The organism is Qipengyuania sp. SM2507 (genome assembly GCF_053714505.1).
In genome coordinates this window covers 2,683,078-2,703,573 of the sequence record NZ_CM132307.1, presented here as the reverse complement: position 1 = coordinate 2,703,573, position 20,496 = coordinate 2,683,078, and the positions used below count along the sequence as shown (strand labels likewise).

General features: G+C 66.2%; 19 protein-coding genes. 15 read left to right on the top strand and 4 right to left on the bottom strand.

Annotated elements, in window-relative coordinates:
• Positions 1–27 precede the first annotated feature (27 nt).
• The 6 genes from ACWIKC_RS13080 (at position 28) to kynU (ending at position 5,126) form a co-directional block, all read left to right on the top strand.
• On the top strand, positions 28–453 hold the full coding sequence (locus ACWIKC_RS13080) for a PilZ domain-containing protein (RefSeq protein WP_454597882.1): 426 nt from the start codon (positions 28–30) through the stop codon (positions 451–453).
• 62 nt (positions 454–515) lie between these two features.
• Positions 516–1,991 (top strand): ABC transporter substrate-binding protein, encoded by a 1,476-nt coding sequence (locus ACWIKC_RS13075; protein ID WP_454597881.1) that lies wholly within the window; start codon positions 516–518, stop codon positions 1,989–1,991.
• 5 nt (positions 1,992–1,996) lie between these two features.
• Positions 1,997–2,419 (top strand): DUF4112 domain-containing protein, encoded by a 423-nt coding sequence (locus ACWIKC_RS13070; protein ID WP_454597880.1) that lies wholly within the window; start codon positions 1,997–1,999, stop codon positions 2,417–2,419.
• Between the two features lie 36 nt (positions 2,420–2,455).
• The gene (locus tag ACWIKC_RS13065; RefSeq protein ID WP_454597879.1) at positions 2,456–3,247 is read left to right on the top strand and encodes a tryptophan 2,3-dioxygenase; all 792 of its coding nucleotides are present in this window, start codon (positions 2,456–2,458) and stop codon (positions 3,245–3,247) included.
• A complete protein-coding gene (gene kynB / locus ACWIKC_RS13060; protein ID WP_454597878.1) occupies positions 3,244–3,885 on the top strand; it encodes an arylformamidase in 642 nt (213 codons plus the stop codon). Before ACWIKC_RS13065 ends, kynB begins: the two co-directional genes overlap by 4 nt.
• Before the next feature lie 11 nt (positions 3,886–3,896).
• The gene (kynU, locus tag ACWIKC_RS13055) at positions 3,897–5,126 is read left to right on the top strand and encodes a kynureninase (RefSeq protein WP_454599504.1); all 1,230 of its coding nucleotides are present in this window, start codon (positions 3,897–3,899) and stop codon (positions 5,124–5,126) included.
• Positions 5,127–5,193: 67 nt separating this feature from the next.
• On the opposite strand, the gene ACWIKC_RS13050 is transcribed toward kynU, so the two are convergent.
• Positions 5,194–5,802: an HNH endonuclease gene (locus ACWIKC_RS13050; protein ID WP_454597877.1), complete on the bottom strand. Its 609-nt coding sequence runs from the start codon at positions 5,800–5,802 to the stop codon at positions 5,194–5,196.
• A gap of 128 nt (positions 5,803–5,930) precedes the next feature.
• On the opposite strand from ACWIKC_RS13050, the gene gluQRS reads away from it, so the two are divergent.
• From gluQRS to ACWIKC_RS13025, 5 genes are all read left to right on the top strand, one after another.
• Entirely contained in the window at positions 5,931–6,761 is an 831-nt protein-coding gene (gene gluQRS, locus ACWIKC_RS13045; RefSeq protein ID WP_454599503.1) for a tRNA glutamyl-Q(34) synthetase GluQRS, read from the top strand.
• Positions 6,762–6,773: 12 nt separating this feature from the next.
• Positions 6,774–7,004, top strand: coding sequence for a hypothetical protein (locus ACWIKC_RS13040; RefSeq protein WP_454597876.1), 231 nt, complete (start codon positions 6,774–6,776; stop codon positions 7,002–7,004).
• Positions 7,005–7,092: 88 nt separating this feature from the next.
• Positions 7,093–7,671, top strand: a complete 579-nt coding sequence (locus ACWIKC_RS13035) for a cob(I)yrinic acid a,c-diamide adenosyltransferase (protein ID WP_454597875.1) — start codon at positions 7,093–7,095, stop codon at positions 7,669–7,671.
• Positions 7,672–7,729: 58 nt separating this feature from the next.
• Positions 7,730–8,602, top strand: a complete 873-nt coding sequence (locus tag ACWIKC_RS13030) for a 3-hydroxyacyl-CoA dehydrogenase NAD-binding domain-containing protein (protein ID WP_454597874.1) — start codon at positions 7,730–7,732, stop codon at positions 8,600–8,602.
• A 49-nt stretch (positions 8,603–8,651) separates the two neighbouring features.
• Positions 8,652–9,014 carry a hypothetical protein gene (locus ACWIKC_RS13025; RefSeq protein ID WP_454597873.1) on the top strand — a complete coding sequence of 121 codons (363 nt, stop codon included), beginning with the start codon at positions 8,652–8,654 and terminating at the stop codon, positions 9,012–9,014.
• Positions 9,015–9,023: 9 nt separating this feature from the next.
• Here the strand turns inward: ACWIKC_RS13025 and mutS are convergent, their stop codons facing one another.
• On the bottom strand, positions 9,024–11,651 hold the full coding sequence (mutS, locus tag ACWIKC_RS13020) for a DNA mismatch repair protein MutS (RefSeq protein ID WP_454597872.1): 2,628 nt from the start codon (positions 11,649–11,651) through the stop codon (positions 9,024–9,026).
• Positions 11,652–11,766: 115 nt separating this feature from the next.
• On the opposite strand from mutS, the gene ACWIKC_RS13015 reads away from it, so the two are divergent.
• Complete coding sequence (locus ACWIKC_RS13015; protein ID WP_454597871.1) at positions 11,767–14,031, top strand: NADP-dependent malic enzyme; 2,265 nt, start codon at positions 11,767–11,769, stop codon at positions 14,029–14,031.
• Between the two features lie 48 nt (positions 14,032–14,079).
• On the opposite strand, the gene ACWIKC_RS13010 is transcribed toward ACWIKC_RS13015, so the two are convergent.
• Both ACWIKC_RS13010 and ACWIKC_RS13005 read right to left on the bottom strand, forming a co-directional pair.
• Positions 14,080–16,398: a putative bifunctional diguanylate cyclase/phosphodiesterase gene (locus tag ACWIKC_RS13010; protein WP_454597870.1), complete on the bottom strand. Its 2,319-nt coding sequence runs from the start codon at positions 16,396–16,398 to the stop codon at positions 14,080–14,082.
• Positions 16,399–16,427: 29 nt separating this feature from the next.
• A complete protein-coding gene (locus ACWIKC_RS13005) occupies positions 16,428–17,591 on the bottom strand; it encodes a FecR domain-containing protein (RefSeq protein ID WP_454597869.1) in 1,164 nt (387 codons plus the stop codon).
• Positions 17,592–17,745: 154 nt separating this feature from the next.
• Between ACWIKC_RS13005 and ACWIKC_RS13000 the strand changes: the two genes are divergently transcribed.
• The 3 genes from ACWIKC_RS13000 (at position 17,746) to ACWIKC_RS12990 (ending at position 20,247) form a co-directional block, all read left to right on the top strand.
• Positions 17,746–19,392 (top strand): ShlB/FhaC/HecB family hemolysin secretion/activation protein, encoded by a 1,647-nt coding sequence (locus ACWIKC_RS13000; RefSeq protein ID WP_454597868.1) that lies wholly within the window; start codon positions 17,746–17,748, stop codon positions 19,390–19,392.
• A gap of 211 nt (positions 19,393–19,603) precedes the next feature.
• Positions 19,604–19,957, top strand: a complete 354-nt coding sequence (locus ACWIKC_RS12995) for a hypothetical protein (RefSeq protein ID WP_454597867.1) — start codon at positions 19,604–19,606, stop codon at positions 19,955–19,957.
• Positions 19,954–20,247, top strand: a complete 294-nt coding sequence (locus tag ACWIKC_RS12990) for a DUF1971 domain-containing protein (protein WP_454597866.1) — start codon at positions 19,954–19,956, stop codon at positions 20,245–20,247. The genes ACWIKC_RS12995 and ACWIKC_RS12990 overlap by 4 nt, the downstream gene beginning before the upstream one ends.
• Positions 20,248–20,496 lie beyond the last annotated feature (249 nt).

Genomic DNA, 20,496 nt, shown 5'->3' with positions numbered 1-20,496 from the left:
TTGCTAGCCCGGACCTCGGTCGCACGAATGGCACGGGCATCAATCGCCGGCGCGAGTGCACAAGAGGAATTCACGATCATGTCCGCTGTCGATACGCGAAATCTGGATCGCGACAGCCTGTTCCTGATGGCGCAGATCACCTTCGACGGGAGGACCGACTCCGTGCGCGGCAAGATCCGTAACCTGTCGGCTGGCGGAATGATGGTCGAAGGCGAATTCGAGGTCGAACGCGGCATCCGCCTGACCGCCGAACTGCGCAATGTCGGCAAGGTGAAAGGCAATGTCGCCTGGGTCCAGGGATCGCGGATCGGCGTGGCTTTCGACGCGGAAATCGACCCCAAGCTCGCGCGCGCCCCGGTCGGCACCAAGGGTTCCGAAGTCCCCTCCTTTGCCCGCCCGGCGCTCGACGCTCCCAAATACGACGGTCCCGGTCGCGGTATCCGCCGTATTTGAACGCGCGCGTGCAGCTTGCTGCTGACGCGTGGCGGACCACCTGCTAAGCCTCGGCGCCAATCATGCGCGCCCTTCCTGCATCGTCCTTCCTGATCGCGCCCCTCCTGATGGCGCTGGCCGCTTGTAGCGCGAGCCAGGACGACGGCGTGACCGATGTCGCGATCATCGGTACCGAACAGGGCCTCTTCACCGACGGCCTGCGCCTGCCCTTCGAAGGCCAGCACCTGCGCGCCGCGACCCGGCAGGGGCTGGTCGCGCTCGACGAGCAGGGCGAGGTCGTGCCCGCCATCGCCGAACGCTGGATCGTGACCGATGATGGCGAAAGCTACATCTTCCGGATCCGCGAATTCGATTTTCCCGACGGCAACCGCCTGACCGCGCAATCGGTGCGCGTCTCGCTCAACCGGACGCTGGCCGCGCTCGAGGGCACCACCATGGGGCTCGACCTCGCCAAGATTCGCGATGTGCGAGCGATGACCGGGCGCGTGGTCGAAATCCGCCTCCACAGCCCGATGCCCGATCTGCTCCAATTGCTCGCCCAGCCCGAGATGGGGCTGACGCTGGGCGAGGCGGAGGTCGGCCCGATGCGCTTCACCCGCGACGGCGCGGCAGCCGATCTCGCTCCGTTGCGCCCCGAGGAGCGCGGGCTGCCCCAGCAACCCGATTGGGACGAGGTGGTGCAACCGGTGCGGGTCTATGCGGTCGATGCCCGCAATGCGACCGACGGTTTTTCCTCGGGCCGCTACGATCTGGTGCTCAATGGCCGGCTGGTCGATCTGCCGCTGGCGGATATCGGTGCCTTGGCGCGCGGGACCATCCGCTTCGATTCCACTCGGGGGTTGTTCGGTCTCGATGTGCGCCGCGCGACCGGTTTTCTGAGCGCTCCGACCAACCGCGAAGCGCTCTCCATGGCGCTCGCCCGGCCTGCGCTGATAGAGCCGTTCAACATCGGCGGCTGGATTCCGACCACACGCGTGGTCGCGCCCGGCCTGCCCAATGACGACGGCTCGGTTCCCGAACGCTGGATCGCGCTGTCGATCGAGGAACGCCGGGCCGAGGCGGCGCGCCGGGTCGCGGCCTGGGAAGCGCAGAACGATGCCGAGGTCTCGCTGCGACTCGCGCTTCCCGATGGGCCGGGGTCGGACATTTTGTTCGAGGAACTGGCGGAGCAATACGGCGAGATCGGGGTCGCGCTGGAGCGCGTCGGGATGGGCGATCGCAGCGATCTGGCCTTGCGCGACCGGGTGGCGCGTTACGCCGGCGCGCGCTGGTTCCTCAACCAGTTCAACTGCGAAGTCTCGCGCGCGCTGTGTTCGCCCGATGTCGATTTTCTCGTCGAGCTCGCCGCCGAATCTCGCGATCCGGCGGAGCAGGTCAGCTATCTCGCCGAAGCGGAAACCGCCTTCGCCGCGTTCAACGGCTACATCCCCATCGGCGCGCCGATCCGCTGGTCGCTGGCGCGCGCCGAAGTGGTTGGCTTCTCGGAAAACCCGTGGAACTTCCACCCCTTGTTCCCGCTTTCGCGCGCGCCCATGTAGAGCCGATGCAACCGCAAGATCCCAAGCGCCCGATTCCGATGGGGATGGACCTGCCGACGGGCAACGACCCGGTCTCGATCCGACGCCGGGTCGAGGCGCTCGAAACCATCCTCGAACGCAGTTTCCGCATTCCCGGGGTCAACTATCCTATCGGGCTCGATGCGATCGTCGGGCTGGTGCCCGTGGTCGGCGATCTGATCACCGCCGCAATGGGGGCCTATATCGTCTGGGAAGGCAAGAACCTCGGCATGCCCAAGTGGAAGCTGTGGCGCATGGCGGGCAATGTCGCCTTCGACACTGCGCTGGGCGCGGTGCCGCTGGTCGGCGACGCCTTCGACCTGGTGTTCCGCTCCAACACGCGCAACCTCAAGATCATCCGCAAGCATCTCGACAAGCACCATCCATCGGCGCGGGTGATCGACGGGTAGTTTCGCATACGCCCGGTTCGCGCTAGGGCAGCCGGCATGACTGCCGATGTAACCTATGCCTCCTATCTCGATCTCGACCGCATCCTCGCGGCGCAGCATCCCGCTTCCGACGCCCATGACGAGATGCTGTTCATCATCGTCCACCAGGCGAGCGAGTTGTGGCTCAAGCTGTGCCTCCACGAGCTTCAGGCGGCGCGCGACTGCATCGCCGCCGATAATTTGCGCCCAGCCTTCAAGATGCTCGCCCGGGTCGCGCGCGCGCAGGGCCAGCTGATCCAGAGCTGGGACGTGCTCTCGACCATGACCCCGCACGATTATTCGACCCTGCGCCCGCATCTGGGCGGCTCCTCGGGGTTCCAGTCGGCGCAGTACCGGATGATGGAATTCCTGCTCGGCGGGCGCAATCCCGACATGATCACCATGCACGAGGCGGTGCCGCAGGTGGCGGCGGAATTGCGCGCCGAGCTGGAACGACCGAGCATCTACGCCGCGGTGGTGCAGCTGCTCGCGCGCCGCGGCTTCGACCTGCCTCCCGAGGTGCTCGAACGGAACCATGGTCTCACCTGGGAGCATTCGCCGGCGCTCGAGGCGGTCTGGGCCGAGATCTACCGCAATCCGCAGGAGTGCTGGGATCTCTACGAGCTGGCAGAGAAACTGGTCGATCTGGAGTATCATTTCCAGCGTTGGCGCTTCGGCCATCTCAAGACGGTCGAGCGGATCATCGGCTTCAAGAAGGGCACCGGCGGCACCCCCGGCGTGCCCTATCTGGCGGGCGTGCTCAAACAGGCCTTCTTCCCCGAACTCTTGAGCGTGAGGACTGCGCTTTGAGCAGCTGGCAATCCGAGCGTCGCCTGTGGGACATCAGCCAGGTGCTGCGCCCCGGGCTCCCGGTGTGGCCGGGCGATACCGAATTCGGATTCGAACGGACATGGAAGATGGAGGACGGCTCGCCGGTCAATGTCGGGCGGATGAGCATGAGCACGCATTCGGGGACCCACGCCGATGCGCCGCTGCATTACGCCGCCGATGGGCTCGATGCCGCGGGAATGGAGCTCGATCCCTATATCGGCGAATGCCTGGTGGTCGATGCGCGCGGGGTGCGCGGCGCGGTCGATGTCGCCGACCTGCCCTCTATCGACAGCGTCGATCGCGTGCTGTTCCGCACCTGGGACGCCTTCCCGCACGAATCCTGGCGCAGCGACTGGCTCCCGATCGCGCCCGAGACGATCGGGTGGCTGGCGTTGCAGGGGGTCAAGCTGATCGGGACCGATGCGCCCTCGGTCGATCCGCAGGAGAGCAAGGTGATGGCGGCGCACAAGGCGGTGCTGGAGCACGACATGCGGATTCTCGAAGGGCTGGTGCTCGATGACGTCCCCGAGGGCCGCTACGAGCTGATCGCGCTGCCGCTCAAGCTCGCAGGCGGCGATGCCGGCCTGTGCCGCGCCATCCTGCGGGAGCTCGCATGATGCCGGGAGACATGCAGCAGCGCGCGCGCGAATTCGATGCCGCCGATCCGCTTTCGGCCTACCGCGACCGCTTTGTGCTGCCCGAGGAGGTGATCTATCTCGACGGCAATTCGCTCGGCATGCTGCCCAAGGCGACCCCGGCGCGGCTCGCCGAAGTGGTGGGCCACGAATGGGGCCAGGACCTGATCCGAAGCTGGAACAGCGCCGACTGGATTTCCATGCCCCAGCGCGTCGGCGGCAAGATCGCCCCGCTGGTGGGTGCGCAGCCGCATGAAGTGATCGCCTGCGATTCCACCAGCGTGAACCTGTTCAAACTGATCTCCGCCGCGCTCATGATGCAGGCCCGGAACGGAGAAGGGAGAAAGGTCGTCCTCAGCGAACCGGGCAATTTCCCCACCGATCTCTACATGATCGAAGGACTGGAAAAGCAGGGGCTGGCCGAACGGCGGCTGGCTCCGCGCGGCAAGCTGGTCGATGCGCTGGATGACAGCGTCGCGCTGCTGATGCTCACCCACGCGCATTACAAGACCGGCGAACTGTTCGACATGGTCGAGATGACCCGCGCCGCGCACGACGCGGGCGCGCTGGTGCTGTGGGACCTGTCGCATTCGGGCGGCGCGCTGCCGGTAGGCCTCGACGCCTGCCAGGCCGATTTCGCGGTCGGCTGCGGCTACAAATATTTCAACGGCGGGCCCGGCGCGCCCGCCTATGCCTATGTCGCAGAGCGGCATCTGGAAGCGACACGGCAGCCTTTGACTGGCTGGTTCGGGCACCGGGCCCCCTTCGCCTTCAGCGACGATTACGAAGCTGCCCCCGGCATCGAGAAGCTGCTTTGCGGGACCCCGCCGATCCTCGGGCTGGCGGCGCTCGAAGTGGGTGTCGATCTCATCGCCGAAATCGGGGTCGAGCGGCTTTACGCAAAATCGCAGGCGCTGTCGGAATTCTTCCGCGAATGCGTGTCGGAACGCGGGCTCGAGCTGGAGCTTGTCAGCCCGACCGATCCGGCCAAGCGCGGCAGCCAGCTCTCGTTCCGCCATCCGGAGGCCTATGCGCTCAGCCAGGCACTGATCGCTCGCGGTGTCATCGGCGATTTCCGCGATCCCGACATCCTCCGCTTCGGCTTCGCCCCCGCCTATCTGCGCTTCGCCGACATGGCCGAGGCGGCGCGCCATCTGGCGGAAGTCTTCGCCAGCGGCGAATGGCAACGCAAGGATTTCCAGGAGCGGGCAGCGGTCACCTAGCCGCTCTGTCGTCATTGCGAGCGAAGCGAAGCAATCCTTGGCCCGCATCCGCCACCTTCGCGCCCCCTCAAGCTTCCAGCTCGATGTCCCAGTAAAGCCAGTCCCTCCACGTCTCGTGGAGATAGTTGGGCGGGAATTGTTTGCCGTGCTGTTGCAGTTGCCAGTGGGTCGGGCGGATCGGTTGGGCGTAGAGGTGCATCCCCGCCTGCTTGGGGGTGCGTCCGCCCTTCTTCATGTTGCAGGGTGCGCAGGCGGTGGCGATGTTTTCCCAGGTCGTCCTGCCGCCCAGCCGGCGGGGCAGGACATGGTCGAAGGTCAGATGGCTCTGGCTGCCGCAGAACTGGCAGGAAAAGCGGTCGCGCAGGAACAGGTTGAAGCGGGTGAAGGCGGGAAATTCGCTCGGTTTCACATATTGCTTGAGCGCGATCACGCTGGGGATCTTCATGTCCAGCGAGGGCGAGTGGACGTGGCGATCGTAGCTCTCGATCACATCCACCCGGTCGAGGAAGATCGCCTTGATCGCGGTCTGCCACGGCCACAGGCTGAGCGGGTAATAGGACAGCGGGGTGTAATCCGCATTGAGCACCAGCGAGGGGCAGGACTGCAGATCCCGCGAGGGGTCCTCGTCACTGGTGCGAAACCTTGCGGCCCGTTCGATCAGTTCGGCTCTCAACACTTCGAGCGTTCCTCCGATGAAAGCCAGAATGCACTTGCAAGAAAAAGCGTCAAGCCTGTTACAGACAGGCTATCCACAAACTTCTCCCCAAAGCCGTACCCGGGACGCCCCGCTTGCCCATCAACCGCATGATCGTCACCCGCTTCGCTCCCAGCCCCAACGGCCCGCTGCATCTGGGCCATGCCTTCTCGGCGATCGTCGCGCATGATCTTGCGAAAGACGCGGGCGGACGTTTCCTGCTGCGGATCGAGGATATCGACGGCGCACGCTCGCGGAGCGAACTGGCCGAGGCGTTCCGGTGCGATCTGGAATGGCTGGGGCTGGAGTGGGACGAGGTGCCCGCGCAATCGACCCGGCTGGCGGCTTATGCGGGCGCGGCGGAGCGGTTGCGGGACGAGGGCCTGCTCTATCCCTGCAGCTGCACCCGCGCCGAAATCGCCGAGAATGCGGCGAGCATCGGGCCCGAGGGACCGATCTATGGCGGGCGCTGCCGTGTGGCCGGGCCCGTCGAGGGGCGCGCCGTGGCGTGGCGGCTCGATGTCGAACGGGCGATCGCGCACACCGGCCCGCTGACATGGATCGATGCGCTGGCGGGCGAGCAGGTGGCGCGCCCCGAACTGCTCGGCGATGTGGTGCTGGTCCGCAAGGACGAGCCCGCGAGCTATCACCTCGCCGCCACGCTCGACGATGCCGCCGATGGCGTCACGCTGGTGACGCGCGGGCAGGACCTGTTCACCGCCAGCCACGTCCACCGCCTGCTACAGGCGCTGCTCGGCCTGCCCGTACCGCGCTGGCACCACCATCCGCTGCTGCTCGACCCGGCTGGCAAAAAGCTCGCCAAGCGGCGCAATTCGCCCTCGCTGGCGGACCGGCGCGCAAGCGGCGAGGACGGTCACTTGCTTGCCGCGCAACTGCGCTTGCAGCGATTTCCTGATGGCATTTCGCTTGGCAGCGCCTAGATTGTCGGGGCTATGAACACATTCCTTATCATCGTTCTCGTCATCCTGTGCCTTCTGGTCGTGTACTCGCTGATCCGCGGGATCGTGGCCTTCATGAAGACCACCAAGATCGATCTGGAAACGGGTCGGGGCGAAACTTCGACCGAGATGCAGACTTTGCAGAACAAGATGATGTTCAACCGCATCAAGTATCAGGCGATGGCTGTGGCGGTGGTGGCGATCATTCTGGCGGTCGCCCGCTAGGAGCCTGCGCCCGCCGGCTCCGCGCCGGTTGCTTTCGCAACCCACATGATCGAGGGACATCCGCGGTATTCGCCGAAAGGGATGGACGATGGTCAAGCTCAACAAGATCTACACGCGCACCGGCGATGACGGCACCACCGGGCTGGTCGACGGCTCGCGGCTCGAAAAACACGCGCCACGCATGGCAGCGATCGGTGCCGTGGACGAAGCCAATTCCATGCTCGGCTTCGCCGCGGTCGCGCTCGACAAGGGCGCCGATGCCGATGCGCTGTTCCGCATCCAGAACGATCTCTTCGACCTGGGAGCCGATATCGCCACCCCGGCCGGGGTCGACGACGATTTCGCGCCGTCGCAGATGGTGCTGCGGATCGTCTCGGCGCAGGTCGACTGGCTCGAGGCGCGGATCGACGAGGCGAACGCCCGGCTCGAGCCGCTGACCAGCTTCGTGCTGCCCGGCGGCAGCGAGGCGGCGGCGCGGTTGCATCTCGCGCGCGCCTCGGCCCGCAGCGCCGAACGGGCGATGACCGCACTCGCCGGGTGCGCCCCGACCAACCCGCAGGCGCTCGCCTATATCAACCGCTTGTCGGACTATCTCTTCGTCCTCGCCCGCGTCGCCAATGCCGATGGAACGAGTGACGTGAAATGGGTTCCGGGCGCGAACCGCTAGCCAAGCCCGTCGCACCCCGCTAACCGCCGCACTTTGCTGCAAGTGCGAAGGAAACTCGATGACCAAGACAGTGGCCGTGATCGGCGCGGGCCAGATGGGTTCGGGCATCGCCCAGACCGTGGCGATGCATGGCGACAACGTGCTGCTCGCCGATGTCGATCTCGCCACCGCGCAGGCCTCGGTCGCGGGCATCGACGCCGCGTTGGGCAAACTCGTGGGTAAGGGCAAGCTGGAGATCGCCGAGGCCGAGGCCACGCTCTCGCGGATCACCCCGATCGGCGATTATGCGCCGATGGCCGACGCCGAACTGATCATCGAAGCCGCCACCGAGCGCGAGGAGATCAAGCAGGCGATCTTCGAAAAGGCCGGCAAGGTCCTTGGCGCCGATGCGGTCATGGCGTCCAACACCAGCTCGATCCCGATTACCCGGATGGCCAATTTCTCCCCCGATCCGGCGCGCTTCATCGGGCTGCATTTCTTCAACCCGGTTCCGGTGATGAAGCTGATCGAGGTAATTCCGGGTCTCGCGACCAGCGAGGCTACCACCCAGCGCACGATCGCCTTCGCCGAGGGGCTGGGCAAGGAAGTGGTGCTGAGCCAGGACCAGCCTGGCTTCGTCGTCAACCGCATCCTGCTGCCGATGATCAACGAGGCGGTGTTCGTGCTCGGGCAATCGACCGCCGGGATCGCGGATATCGACAAGGGGTGCCGGCTCGGGCTCAACCACCCGATGGGGCCGCTGCAGCTCGCCGATTTCGTCGGGCTCGACACCTGTCTCGATATTCTGATGGTGCTCTACAAGACCACCCGAGACACCAAATACCGCCCTGCGCCGCTGCTGGTGAAATATGTCGAGGCCGGCTGGCTGGGGCGCAAGACCGGGCGCGGCTTCTACGATTACACCGGCGAGGAGCCGGTCCCGACGCGCTAGGCGGAACCGCGCGCCCACGCCGCTCGTTCCAGTTCCGAAGGAGCTTCATATGAGCAATGCGAAAAACACCAAGCCCGACGTCGGCGAGAGCAAGGAAGCGCGGATGGCCGATCAGGCGCCCGAAATGCACAATGACGAGCAGGACGATCACCGCAACCAGGCACAGGAAGTCGCCAAAGAGGCGCAACAACTGACGCCCAAAACCGGCTCGCCGACCGAAAGCGTCAAAAGCGACAATTCCTCGGGGCTGATGGGCGATTCCACCCAGGACACGGTCGATCACATGCGCGACATGGAAAGTTCGGGGCGGATCGACATGGACGCCTTCAAGGGCGAACCCAATCACGATGACAATGTCGACAAATACGGCAAGGGCCACAAGCCCGACGGCCTGCGCGGCGACGGCACCTGATAGTTGCGACTAGGCGGGATCGCCGGGCTCGCCCGCGTCCCGCTTGAGTTCGTAGAGCAGGTCCAGCGCCTCGCGCGGGCTCAGTCGATCGATGTCGAGCGCGTCGAGTCGATCTCGCAAGGTATCGCTCTGGCGTTCCTCGGCGGCGGCGGCGCTGGCGGCGAACAGCGGCAATTCGCCCAGACCCGCCGCCAGCCCGCCGGTCGCCGCTCGGCCTTTCTCGAGCTTGTCGAGCACCGCCTTGGCGCGTTTGAGCACCGGGGGAGGAACGCCTGCCAATCGCGCCACAGCGAGCCCGTAGCTGCGATCCGCCGCGCCTTCGGACAACTCGTGGAGCAGGACGAGGTCGCCCTTCCACTCGCGCGCGCGGACATGGTGGAGGCTGAGCGAATCGCAGGTCTCCGCCAGCCGCGACAGCTCGTGGTAATGCGTCGCGAACAGGCAGCGGCAACGCAGTGTTTCGTGGACCGCCTCGACCACCGCCCAGGCCAGCGCCATCCCGTCATAGGTCGAGGTCCCGCGCCCGACCTCGTCGAGGATGACGAACGAACGCTCCGTCGCCTGCGCCAGGATCGCCGCAGTCTCGACCATCTCGACCATGAAGGTCGAGCGCCCGCGCGCCAGATTGTCCGAAGCGCCGACCCGACTGAACAAGCGGTCGGCGATGCCCACCTTGGCGCTGGTCGCGGGGACGAAGCTGCCTGCCTGCGCCAGCAGGAGGATCAGCGCGTTCTGGCGCAGGAAAGTCGACTTGCCGCCCATGTTGGGCCCGCCGATCAGCCACAGCCGGTCGTCAGCTGAGAGCATGCAGTCGTTGGCGACGAAGCGTTCGTTGCCCCGCGCCAGCGCCTGTTCGACCACCGGATGACGACCGGCCTCGATCGCGAGGCAGGGCTCGTCGACCAGCTCGGGACGGCACCAGCCGCCCTCGACCGCGCGTTCGGCCAGCCCTGCGGCGACATCGATCCGCGCCAGCGCCTCGGCAGTCGCGGCGATCGCCTCGCGCCGCGCCACCACCTCTTCCACCAGCGCCTCGAAATGCGCGTCCTCCGCCGCCAGCGCGTGCCCGCCCGCCTCGGCGATGCGGGTCGCCTCTTCGTGCAGCCCCAGCGAGTTGAACCGCACCGCTCCGGCCATGGTCTGGCGATGGCTGAAGCCGCTGTCCGCCGCCATCAGGCGGTCGGCGTGCTTGGCGGGGACCTCGATGAAATAGCCCAGCACCTTGTTGTGCCTGATCTTGAGCGAGGGGGTGCCGGTCTCGTCGCGGTATTTCGCCTCGAGCGCGGCGATCGCGCGGCGGGCATTGCCGCTGGTCTCGCGTAAGGCATCGAGCGCGTGGTCGTAGCCTGCGGCGATAAAGCCGCCCTGACCGCGCTCGGTGGGGGGCGAGGGGACCAGCGCCAGATCGAGATGATCGACCAGCTCGGCGTGGCCCCCCAACGCTTCAGTGGTTTGCCCGAGCAGTTCGGGCAGGTCCGTGCCGCCCTTCAGCAGGTCGCGGATCCGCCGCGCCTCGGCCAAGCCGTCGCGGACCTGGCCCAAATCGCGCGGGCTGCCCCGGCCCGCGACCACCCGCCCCAGCGCGCGGCCGATATCGGGCGCCCCGCGAAGCAGGCCGCGCAGATCGGCGCGCAGCAGCGGATCGGTCTGGAAATGGCGCACCGCCGCCAGCCGCGCCTCGATCGCACTCCGCTCGGCCAGCGGCGCGGCGAGATCCTCGGCCAGCAGCCGCGCACCCGCGCCGGTGACGCAGCGATCGACCGTCGCCAGCAGGCTGCCCTCGCGCCCGCCCGATTGCGCGGCAAGAATCTCGAGGCTTGACCTGGTGGCGGCATCCATCGCCAGATGCGCCGCAGCGCCGCGCGCGCGCGGCGGCAGCAGGAAAGGCATCTCGCCGCGCCCGGCATGGTCGAGATAGGCCAAGAGCCCGCCCGCCGCCGCCAGCATGGGGCGGGTGAAATCGCCCAGTCCGTCGAGCGTGGCGAGGCCGTGCAGTTCCTTCAGCCGCGCCTCGCCCGCCTCGCTGCGGAAATCGCTACGCGGGCGGCGAGTGGCATCGGTGGGCGCGTCATCGGTTGCAGGCTCGAAATCATCGGGCACCACCAGCTCGCTCGCGCCCAGCCGCGCCAGCGCCGCCTCGAGCGCTTCGGGCGCGCATTGCTCCAGCTCCATCCGCCCGGTCGAGATATCGCAGGCGGCGATACCGACCGCCTCGCGCAAGGGCGCCAGCGCGACCAGCAGATTGGCGCTGCGCGGATCGAGCAGCGCATCCTCGGTCAGCGTGCCCGCGGTGACGAAGCGGACGATGTCGCGCGCCACCAGCGCCTTGGAGCCGCCGCGTTTCTTCGCTTCCTCCGGCGTCTCGACCTGCTCGGCGATCGCCACCCGGCAGCCGCCGCGGATCAGCCGCGCGAGATAGCCTTCCGCCGCATGCACCGGCACCCCGCACATCGGCACCGGCTCGCCGTCATGCGCGCCGCGGCTGGTCAGCGCGATGTCGAGAATGCCCGCGGCAACCCTGGCATCCTCGAAGAACAGCTCGAAGAAATCGCCCATCCGGTAGAACAGCAGCGCATCCCCCGCCTGCTCCTTGAGCGCGTGGTATTGCTGCATCATCGGGGTGTCGCCGCCGGCCATGGTGCCCGAGTGCCAAGCGCGGGCCGATTCGGGAAGCGCGAGCGCACGGCCTTTCCCCTATCGCTTGGGCCTGTCGGGGGTTAGGGCGGCCTCGCAAGCGAATGGAGATGCGACGATGGCCGAAGAGAAGCAGACCGGTTTCACCGAGCGCGAGGCCCTGTTCTACCACGAGACGATCCGTCCGGGTAAAATCGAGATCGTCGCCTCCAAGCCGATGGCGACCCAGCGCGATCTCAGCCTCGCCTATTCTCCCGGCGTCGCGCATCCGGTCCAGGCGATTGCCGACGATCCCGCCAATGCCGCGCGCTACACCGCGCGCTCCAACCTCGTCGCGGTGATCACCAATGGCACCGCGATCCTGGGCATGGGCAATCTCGGCGCGCTCGCCGCCAAGCCGGTGATGGAAGGCAAGGCGGTGCTGTTCAAGCGCTTCGCCGATGTCGATGCGATCGATATCGAACTCGACACCGAGGATCCCGAGGCCTTCATCAACGCGGTCGCGCTGATGGAGCCGACCTTCGGCGGGATCAATCTGGAAGATATCAAGGCGCCCGAATGCTTCATCATCGAGGCCGCCTTGCGCGACAAGATGAACATTCCGGTGATGCACGACGACCAGCACGGCACCGCGATCATCGCGGTCGCCGGGCTGCTCAACGCCTGCGAACTGACCGGGCGCCCGCTCAAGGATTGCAAGATGGTGGTCGCGGGCGCCGGTGCCGCCGCGCTCGCCTGCACCGCGCTGGTGAAAGCGATGGGGATGCCGCACGAAAACGTCATCGTCTGCGATCGCGACGGCCCGATCTATCGCGGCCGCGAAGAGAGCATGGACCAGTGGAAGAGCGCGCATGCTGTCGACACAGACGCGCGCAGCATGGAAGAGGCGCTGGTCGGCGCCAACATCTTCCTCGGCCTCTCGGCCGCCGGTGCGCTCAAGCCCGAATGGGTCGCGCATATGGGCGACCAGCCGATCATCTTCGCGATGGCCAACCCGATCCCCGAGATCATGCCCGAGGAAGCGCGCGCGGTTCGCCCCGATGCGATCATCGCCACCGGGCGAAGCGATTATCCCAACCAGGTCAACAACGTGCTTGGCTTCCCCTTCATCTTCCGCGGCGCGCTCGATGTCCAGGCGACCACGATCAACGAGGAAATGAAAATCGCCGCCGCCGAGGCGATCGCCCGGCTGGCGCGCGAGCGCGTCCCCGAGGAAGTCGCCGCAGCCTATGGCGTCAACCACCAGTTCGGGCGCGACTACATCATTCCCGCGCCTTTCGACCCGCGGCTGATCGAAGTGGTCTCGAGCGCGGTCGCGAAAGCGGCGATGGATTCGGGCGTGGCGCTCAAACCGATCGAGGATTTCGAGGAATACGCCCACCGGCTCAAATCGCGGCTCAACCCGACCACCGCTGCGCTGACCAATATCTACAGCCTCGCCAAGGCCAATCCGAGCCGGATGGTTTTCGCCGAGGCGGAAGAGGAAGTGGCGCTGCGCGCCGCGATCCAGTTCCGCGATTTCGGCTATGGCGAACCGATCCTGGTCGGCCGCACCGAGAAGGTGCGCGAAAAGCTGGTCGAACTCGCGGTCGACGATCCCGATAGCTACATCATCGAGAATTCGGCATTGTCGGACAAGGTCCCGGCGATGAACGCCTATCTCTACAAGCGGCTGCAACGGCGCGGCTATACCGAGCGCGATGTCGCGCGGATGGTCAATCAGGAGCGCAACGTCTTTGCCGCGCTGCTGGTGGCGCTGGGCCATGGCGATGCGATGATCACCGGGCTCACCCGGACCTTCAGCCAGAGCGCGCGCGAAGTGGGCAGGGTGCTCGATCCCAAGCCCGGCGCGACCCCGTTCGGCATCCACATGATGATCGGCAAGAACCACACCACCTTCCTCGCCGACACCACCATCAACGAGCGGCCCAGCGCCGAGGAACTGGCGCATATAGCCACCGAAACCGCCTCGGTCGCGCGCCGGATGGGGCACGAACCGCGGGTCGCCTTCCTGTCCTATTCGACCTTCGGCAACCCTTCCGGCCAATGGCTCGACAACATCCGGGCGGCGGTGGCGCTGCTCGACGAGCAGAAGCCCAATTTCGAATACGAAGGCGAAATGGCCCCCGATGCCGCGCTCAACCCCAAGGTGATGAAGCTCTACCCGTTCAGCCGGCTGTCGGGCCCCGCGAACGTGCTGATCATGCCTGGGCTGCAATCGGCCAATCTCTCGGCCAAGCTGCTGCGCGAGCTGGGCGGCGAGGCGACCATCGGGCCGATGATGATCGGGATGGAAAAGCCCGTCCAGATCGCCCCGATGACCGCGATCGCCCCCGACATGCTCACTCTGGCGGTGCTGGCGAGCGCCGGGGTCGTGGGATAGCGGTCAGCCGGCGATGGGCGCTTGGCATTTCGCCGCGATCGTCCGGCTCTATGCTGCCTGCCTTGCGGCCTGGGTCACAATTTCAACGAGATCGTCGCCCGCCATTGGCTTGCCGATGAAATAGCCCTGCGCATAGTCGCAGCCGATCGAGCGCAGGAAGGCGAGACATTCCGCCTCCTCGATCCCCTCGGCCACGACCTTGAGACCGAGCTGGTGGGCCAGCTCCACAGTCGAACGCACGAGCAGCGCGTCGTTGTGATCCTGATGGGCGTGCTGGACGAAGCTGCGGTCGATCTTGAGCTCCGATAGTGGCAGCTTCTTCAGGTAGGACAGCGTCGATTGGCCGGTGCCGTAATCGTCCATCGAGATCGCAACCCCGAGGTCGCGGAAGCGCAGCAGCGCCTCGCGCGCGCCTTCGGGATCGCGCAGGGTGGCGGATTCGGTGATCTCGAAGATCAGCCGGTCGGGCGGAACCCCGGTGGTCTGGAGGATCCGTTCGACCTGGCCGACGAATTCGGGCGATGAGATCAGCCGCGCCGAGATATTGACCGCGGTCCGGATCACCACGCCGCGCGCGCACCAATCGGACAGATCTTCGATCGCCCGCTGCAGTACGAACAGCGTCAGCTCGCCGATGCGGTTGCTCTCCTCCGCAAGTGGGATGAAGGTATCGGGCCGCAAGTACCCTCGCGTCGGGTGATGCCAGCGGATCAGCGCCTCGGCGCTGGTGATGCGATCGATCGCGAGTTCGAGCTTGGGCTGGTAGAGAACCTCGAGATCGCCCCGTTCGATGGCGATGTCGAGTTCGCCCATCAGCGACACCTGCTGTTCCAGCGCGGCCTTCCCCGCATCCTCGTGATAGGTCCAGACGTCGTCCGAGCGCAGTGCCAGGCTGGCCGCATGGACCGCGCCGGAAACCGCAGTGTCCTGCGCGATGCCGAAGGCCAGCGTGACATCGACACGGCGCCCGGCGACTTCCACCGGGTTGCGCATGATCGCGCCGAGGCCGGAGAGCAGGTTTTCCAGCTCGTAGAGTTCCTGCGAGGTGACCCATGCCAGCACCCGGTCGTCGATGCGGTAGATCGGCCCCTGGCATCCGCCGACCAGCAGACGATCCTCGATCCGCGAGAGCAGATTGCCGATCTCGGCCTGGCCGACGACCGATTTGAGCGCATCGAATTCGTCGATCATGGCCGTTATCGCGTGAGCGCCCGAGCCCCGCCCAATGCTTTTATCGAGCGCGCGCCGGTTGGGCATCCCGCTCTCGACATCGATCAGGCGACCTTGCTCGAATTCGCGTTGCAGCAGCACTGCCGTGCGAAGCACGGTGGCACCCAACAGTGCCAGCAGTGCTGCGGCCATCTCGATCCGCATATGCAACAACCAGCTGCCGACATGCCACAGTGTGAGCATCGCTCCCGTCGTCACGATTGCGCGGGCGGCGACCGAAGCCCGCGACGACGCGGCGAGGATCCAGGCCGACAATATGGCTGCCAGAGCCAGCGGCCAGTACCATTCGATCCGGACCGGAATCCCGACCGACAGGGTTTCTGCGGCCAGCGCCTGGACCACGACTCCCGGCAGTACGCCGTGGGCGGGGACCGCGTAGCGATCGCCCATCTCGATCGCCGTCGCGCCGATGATGACGTCCTTTCCGCGCAGGTCGGCGCTGTCGAACACGCCGCGTTCGATAGCGACGAAGCTGTGACGGGGAATGGTGTCGGGATCGATCGCGAAATCGATCGGGAACAGTGCATCGGCAGCGCCCGACCGGTGCGCGATCTGCGCCGAAAGCGACGGGCGCGGTGCGCCGGCATTGAGCGTTCCGATCGGCATCTGGCGGACGAGACCGTCGGGATCGGGAGCAACCGACACCGAGCCGAGCAGGACATGGTCCCTGAAGAGCGCAATGGGCAGAGAATCGAGCTGGCGAGCGCTGTCGTGGCTTTCCCGCTGGCCGAAGACAGGCAGGATTACCGTCGAATCCGATCGCGCAAGCGATTGCGCGAGGACCGCATCCTGCTCGGCGTTCGACGGGCTGGAGAAGTCCACATCGAACGCAACCGTCCGGGCGCCGGCGCGATGCAATTGGTCGACCACGCGGGCGTGATGCTCGCGCGGCCAGGGCCAGCGCTTGATCGCGGCCACGCTCGCCGCATCCATTTCGACGATGTGCAGCTGCCCGCTCGCGGGGTGCTCGCGCATGGCGAAGCCCGCGTTCTGAAGCGCATTCTCGAACGGCTGAACCACCCCCGCGACCGAGAGCAGGCTGACGATCGCCCCAAGCACCAGCCCGAGCGCTGCCCGTTGCAGGCCGCGCCGTCCGCGGCCGGGTTTGCCGACCGTGGGGGTGTGCAAGGCGATCATCGGAGCGTCCTCAAGCCCTTCGCGCCGGTTCAAACATCGTTCCCGTTACCCTCGCCGCCGCCGCCGCGACCAGGATTGCCGCCGTCGCGGCCACCGCCCTGACCAGGATTGCTCCCGTCGTCGCCGTCATCATCATTTCCATGACCATTGTTGCCATCGTCATCGGGCAACGGCTCAGGCTCGGGTTCGGGCTGAGGCTCGGGTTCGGGCTGAGGCTCGGGTTCGGGCTGAGGCTCGGGTTCGGGCTGAGGCTCGGGTTCGGGCTGAGGCTCGGGTTCGGGCTGAGGCTCGGGTTCGGGCTGAGGCTCGGGTTCAGGCTGAGGCTCGGGCTCGGGCTCCGGCTCCGGTTCGGACCCCACCGCCACGGTCACCACTTCGGGAGGGGTCGTGGGTTGGGGCTTGCCATCGTCGGTCGCCAGATCCGCCACCAGTTCGGCGGCGAACTCCGCCGTATCGCCGATCAGGAATCCATCCGAAAGATCGGAGAGATCGGCCGACCCACTGGAAAAAACGGCATTGATCCGGGTTGCCGATGGGGATTGGACGAGCCCGTAGCTCCCGCCGACCCCCGTCGCGCTCGACGCCGGGTGGAGGATGCCGCCGGCGGTGGACCCGTCAGCGGGACGGGCGGGCGAATCGAGAACCTTGCGCTCGCCGTTTTCGATCACCAGCCGCAGCCGGTCGTCCGCCGCGATCATCGCCACTGCGCCCGGCATCACCAGATCGCGCGCGCCGCCATCGAGAGTCGCGACTTCGACTGCGCCCTCGATGACCTGCATCGAGGCCCCCTCCGGCGCTACCGTGATGGTGAAGGTCGTGCCTTTGACGACGGCGGCCAGATAGGGGGTCTCGACGCCGAAATGCGGTTCGGGCTGCTTGCCGATATTGAACAGCGCGCTGCCCCAGTCCTGCAGCACCTGGATAACGCTGCGCTCGGCATCGGCGGCGGGAATGCGGATTTGCGAGTTGCGCCGCAGTGTGACGAATTCGCGCCCGCGTACCAGCACGGCGTTGCCATCGGTGCCGGTCCTGACGATCGCACCCGCCGGGACTGTCGCTCCGCGTTGCGCCGTCCGCACATTTGCTTGCTCACGGATCTGGACTTGCCCGCGCGTCTCGCTGACCGTCCATGGCCCGCTCTGCGCCATGGCGCTGGTGCTGCACAGCAGCAGGGCAAGCGATGAAATGGACACGATTGATTTACGCACAGGCGGTCTCCCTCACCGCTATCACTAGTGCAGGGGGTCGGAACAACTGGTTGAGACGCAAGGTAAATCTTTTGTGAAATTGAGCCTCTCTTAACCACTTGGGATGCAAGGAATCCGGCCAACGACGGAACAGGCACGCATGAAATCCTTGCTTAAGATCGGATCGGCCAGCCTTGCCCTGTTCGCAAGCGCGCCGCTCTATGCACAGGATGCGCTCGATCGGACCGATCCCACCCAAGGGGAGCGGGAGGACGAGACCCCCGGATTCGAAGAGACTCCGGTAGTACTCGAATTCGCTCCGATCGCCATCGACAACACGATATTCGACGAGACCAGCTATGATGTCGGGGCCATCCTGCTCGAAAATCTGGTCGCGCTGAGGCCCGGCGATTTTGCCGATATCGTGCAGGATTTCTCCGCCCGGGCGCTCTCCCCGGGCGAGCTGACCGCCTTGAGCGACCGGATCGCCGCGCGGGCGCGCGAGAAGGGCTATATCTTCGCCTCGGCCTTCATCGCCCCGCAATCGCTGACCGGCGGCATTCTGCGCGTGCGGGTCGAGGAAGGGGTGATCGACGATATCCGCATCGAGGGTACAGACGATCCCGCGATCCGCGCGCAGCTCCAGCCCTTGCGCGACGGTCGCCCGGTCACGCTGGCCCGGCTGGAGCGACAGGTGCTGCTCGCGGACGATATCGCTGGCGTCTTCTTGCGTCGCCCGCGCTACGCGCGCGAAGATGGGCGCGGCGTGCTGATCGTCGACGCATCGCGCGACGATTTCTCCGGGCGGGCCGAGGTCGCCAATGACGGTTCGCAGCCGGTCGGTCCGCTGCGCGCGCGGATCGATATCGATGCCAATGGCTTGCTCTCGCCCTTCGATGAAGTCGATTTCACCTATTCGACGGTGCCCGACAGCCCGAGCGAACTGCATTACGTTCGCGGGCGCTACGGCATCGTGCTCACCCCGCAGGGCACGGAATTTATCGCCAGTGCCTCCTATTCCGCGACCAACCCGGGTGCCTATCTCGAAGAGCGTCGCATTTTCGGGGAATCGGTGCGGATCGGTGGCCAATTGCGGCATCCGCTGCGCCGTTCGCGCGCCTTCTCGCTGTGGCTGGACGCGGAATTCGAATATCGCGATCTGCGGCAGGACCGGTTCGACATGCTCGCCCGCCACGACCGCCTTCCCGTCGTCCGGACCAGCCTCTACACGCGCGCGCTCGCCGCAGGCGGAGCGCTCAGCGCCAAGCTGACCCTGTCGCAGGGGCTCGATATTCTCAACGCCACGCAGCGCGGCGACCCGCTGGCCTCGCGCCCCGACGCCTCGCCCGATTTCACGGCTCTCTCGGGCTGGGTGAGGTGGCAGCGCGATCTTTCGGGCCCCTTCAGCCTAGCCCTCGCCGGGCAGGGCCAGATCTCCTCCGCCCCGCTGCTCATCACCGAAGACATCGGTCTTGGCGGCAACCGTTTCCTGCGCGGTTACAATTTCAGCGAGCGCTCGGGCGATAACGGGATCATGGGATCGGCCGAACTGCGCTACGACTGGGACGATGTCTTCGGGCTGGTGCGGGGCATGCAGCTCTACGCCTATGCCGATGGCGGTGTGGTCGGCAATCTCGACGAGGGCCGCGGCAGCGGCTCGCTGGCCTCGAGCGGCGGCGGCATCCGCACCGACATCACCCGCAATCTCGATCTCGACCTGGAACTGGCGATCCCGCTGACCGGCCCCCGCTACGACACCAACGACAAATCGCCGCGCTTCAACGTGACCGTGAACCGGTCTTTTTGATCACTCGAGGGTTGCCCTCCGGGGGGACCGGGATGTCTTCCAATTTCGACGGATACCGCCCGAGCGATTCTGTCCCGGATCGATCCGCCTTCGCCAGGCGTTTGGAAGCCATGGCCGAACTGGGCTCAGCCGCCCGGTGAGACCGCGCGGCCAGGCTGACCGGCCGGGCTGACGCTACGCCGTATCCATGGCCCCAAACAAGGAACCCCCGATGCCCCAATCCGGTTCGCCGCCCGATTCGTCCGAGCTTCGCCGACGCGCACTTTCGCGCTGGGACGAGGAAGGCGGAGCGATCGCCCCTGCCCCTCAAGCTGCGAATCTGGACGAGCATGAATTGACCAATGCCGAACTGGTCCACCTGCGCATCCGGGTCATCGCGCTCGAGAACATGATGATCGCCGTCCTCGCCGAGGGCTCGGATCGCCAGCTCGAAGTGGCGCGGGAAATGGCCGAATATATCTCGCCGCGACAGGGCGCTACCCAGCATCCGCTGACCATCCAGGCCGCCGATCACATGACCGACTTTGTCGAGCGCGCGCGTCATTTCCGCACGGTGCGCCCATGACGGACCAGCCGTCGCCCTACAAGGTCACCCCGGAGTTCGACGAGGACACGCTTCCGGCCGGCTTGCGCAAGGAGCATCGCACCAAGGCTGGCGTCTGGGGCGTCATCCGGATCCTGGAGGGACGGCTGAAATACACAGTTCTCGATCCGGTCTCCGAATCGATCCTCGACCCGGACCATTCGGGCCTGGTGCTCCCGGACCAGCCGCACCTCGTGGAGCCGCTGGGCCCGATGCGGATGCAGGTCGAATTCTACCATACGGCCCCCGGAGTGCAGCCAGAAAGCTCTTAGGGTGTAGCGGCTTCACAGAACGCCCCGCTCGTCGAGGCTACGGCGCTGCGGACAGCATTGTGCCCCCTTCGGGCAATCAGCGGCGGCGGAAGCGGAAGTACCACATTTTGTGATCAGGTATCCATAAGTTTTTGATATATATATGGTAATCGAGATTTTAAAGAGTGATATATTCATGCTGGCAATCACCGGGTAATCACCGTTCCGATTGAGCTAGTCTCGCTATCCAGAATGGTATCGTATGTCTTC

What these genes read in the sequence shown, in the direction of transcription:
- ACWIKC_RS13075 (WP_454597881.1), top strand. Translation starts at nt 516, where the DNA reads ATGCGCGCCCTTCCTGCATCGTCCTTCCTGATCGCGCCCCTCCTGATG.
- ACWIKC_RS13010 (WP_454597870.1), bottom strand. Translation starts at nt 16,398, where the DNA reads ATGATCGCCTTGCACACCCCCACGGTCGGCAAACCCGGCCGCGGACGG.
- ACWIKC_RS13015 (WP_454597871.1), top strand. Translation starts at nt 11,767, where the DNA reads ATGGCCGAAGAGAAGCAGACCGGTTTCACCGAGCGCGAGGCCCTGTTC.
- gluQRS (WP_454599503.1), top strand. Translation starts at nt 5,931, where the DNA reads ATGATCGTCACCCGCTTCGCTCCCAGCCCCAACGGCCCGCTGCATCTG.
- ACWIKC_RS13000 (WP_454597868.1), top strand. Translation starts at nt 17,746, where the DNA reads ATGAAATCCTTGCTTAAGATCGGATCGGCCAGCCTTGCCCTGTTCGCA.
- ACWIKC_RS13070 (WP_454597880.1), top strand. Translation starts at nt 1,997, where the DNA reads ATGCAACCGCAAGATCCCAAGCGCCCGATTCCGATGGGGATGGACCTG.
- kynU (WP_454599504.1), top strand. Translation starts at nt 3,897, where the DNA reads ATGCAGCAGCGCGCGCGCGAATTCGATGCCGCCGATCCGCTTTCGGCC.
- mutS (WP_454597872.1), bottom strand. Translation starts at nt 11,651, where the DNA reads ATGGCCGGCGGCGACACCCCGATGATGCAGCAATACCACGCGCTCAAG.
- ACWIKC_RS13080 (WP_454597882.1), top strand. Translation starts at nt 28, where the DNA reads ATGGCACGGGCATCAATCGCCGGCGCGAGTGCACAAGAGGAATTCACG.
- ACWIKC_RS12990 (WP_454597866.1), top strand. Translation starts at nt 19,954, where the DNA reads ATGACGGACCAGCCGTCGCCCTACAAGGTCACCCCGGAGTTCGACGAG.
- ACWIKC_RS13065 (WP_454597879.1), top strand. Translation starts at nt 2,456, where the DNA reads ATGACTGCCGATGTAACCTATGCCTCCTATCTCGATCTCGACCGCATC.
- ACWIKC_RS12995 (WP_454597867.1), top strand. Translation starts at nt 19,604, where the DNA reads ATGCCCCAATCCGGTTCGCCGCCCGATTCGTCCGAGCTTCGCCGACGC.
- ACWIKC_RS13030 (WP_454597874.1), top strand. Translation starts at nt 7,730, where the DNA reads ATGACCAAGACAGTGGCCGTGATCGGCGCGGGCCAGATGGGTTCGGGC.
- ACWIKC_RS13035 (WP_454597875.1), top strand. Translation starts at nt 7,093, where the DNA reads ATGGTCAAGCTCAACAAGATCTACACGCGCACCGGCGATGACGGCACC.
- ACWIKC_RS13025 (WP_454597873.1), top strand. Translation starts at nt 8,652, where the DNA reads ATGAGCAATGCGAAAAACACCAAGCCCGACGTCGGCGAGAGCAAGGAA.
- ACWIKC_RS13040 (WP_454597876.1), top strand. Translation starts at nt 6,774, where the DNA reads ATGAACACATTCCTTATCATCGTTCTCGTCATCCTGTGCCTTCTGGTC.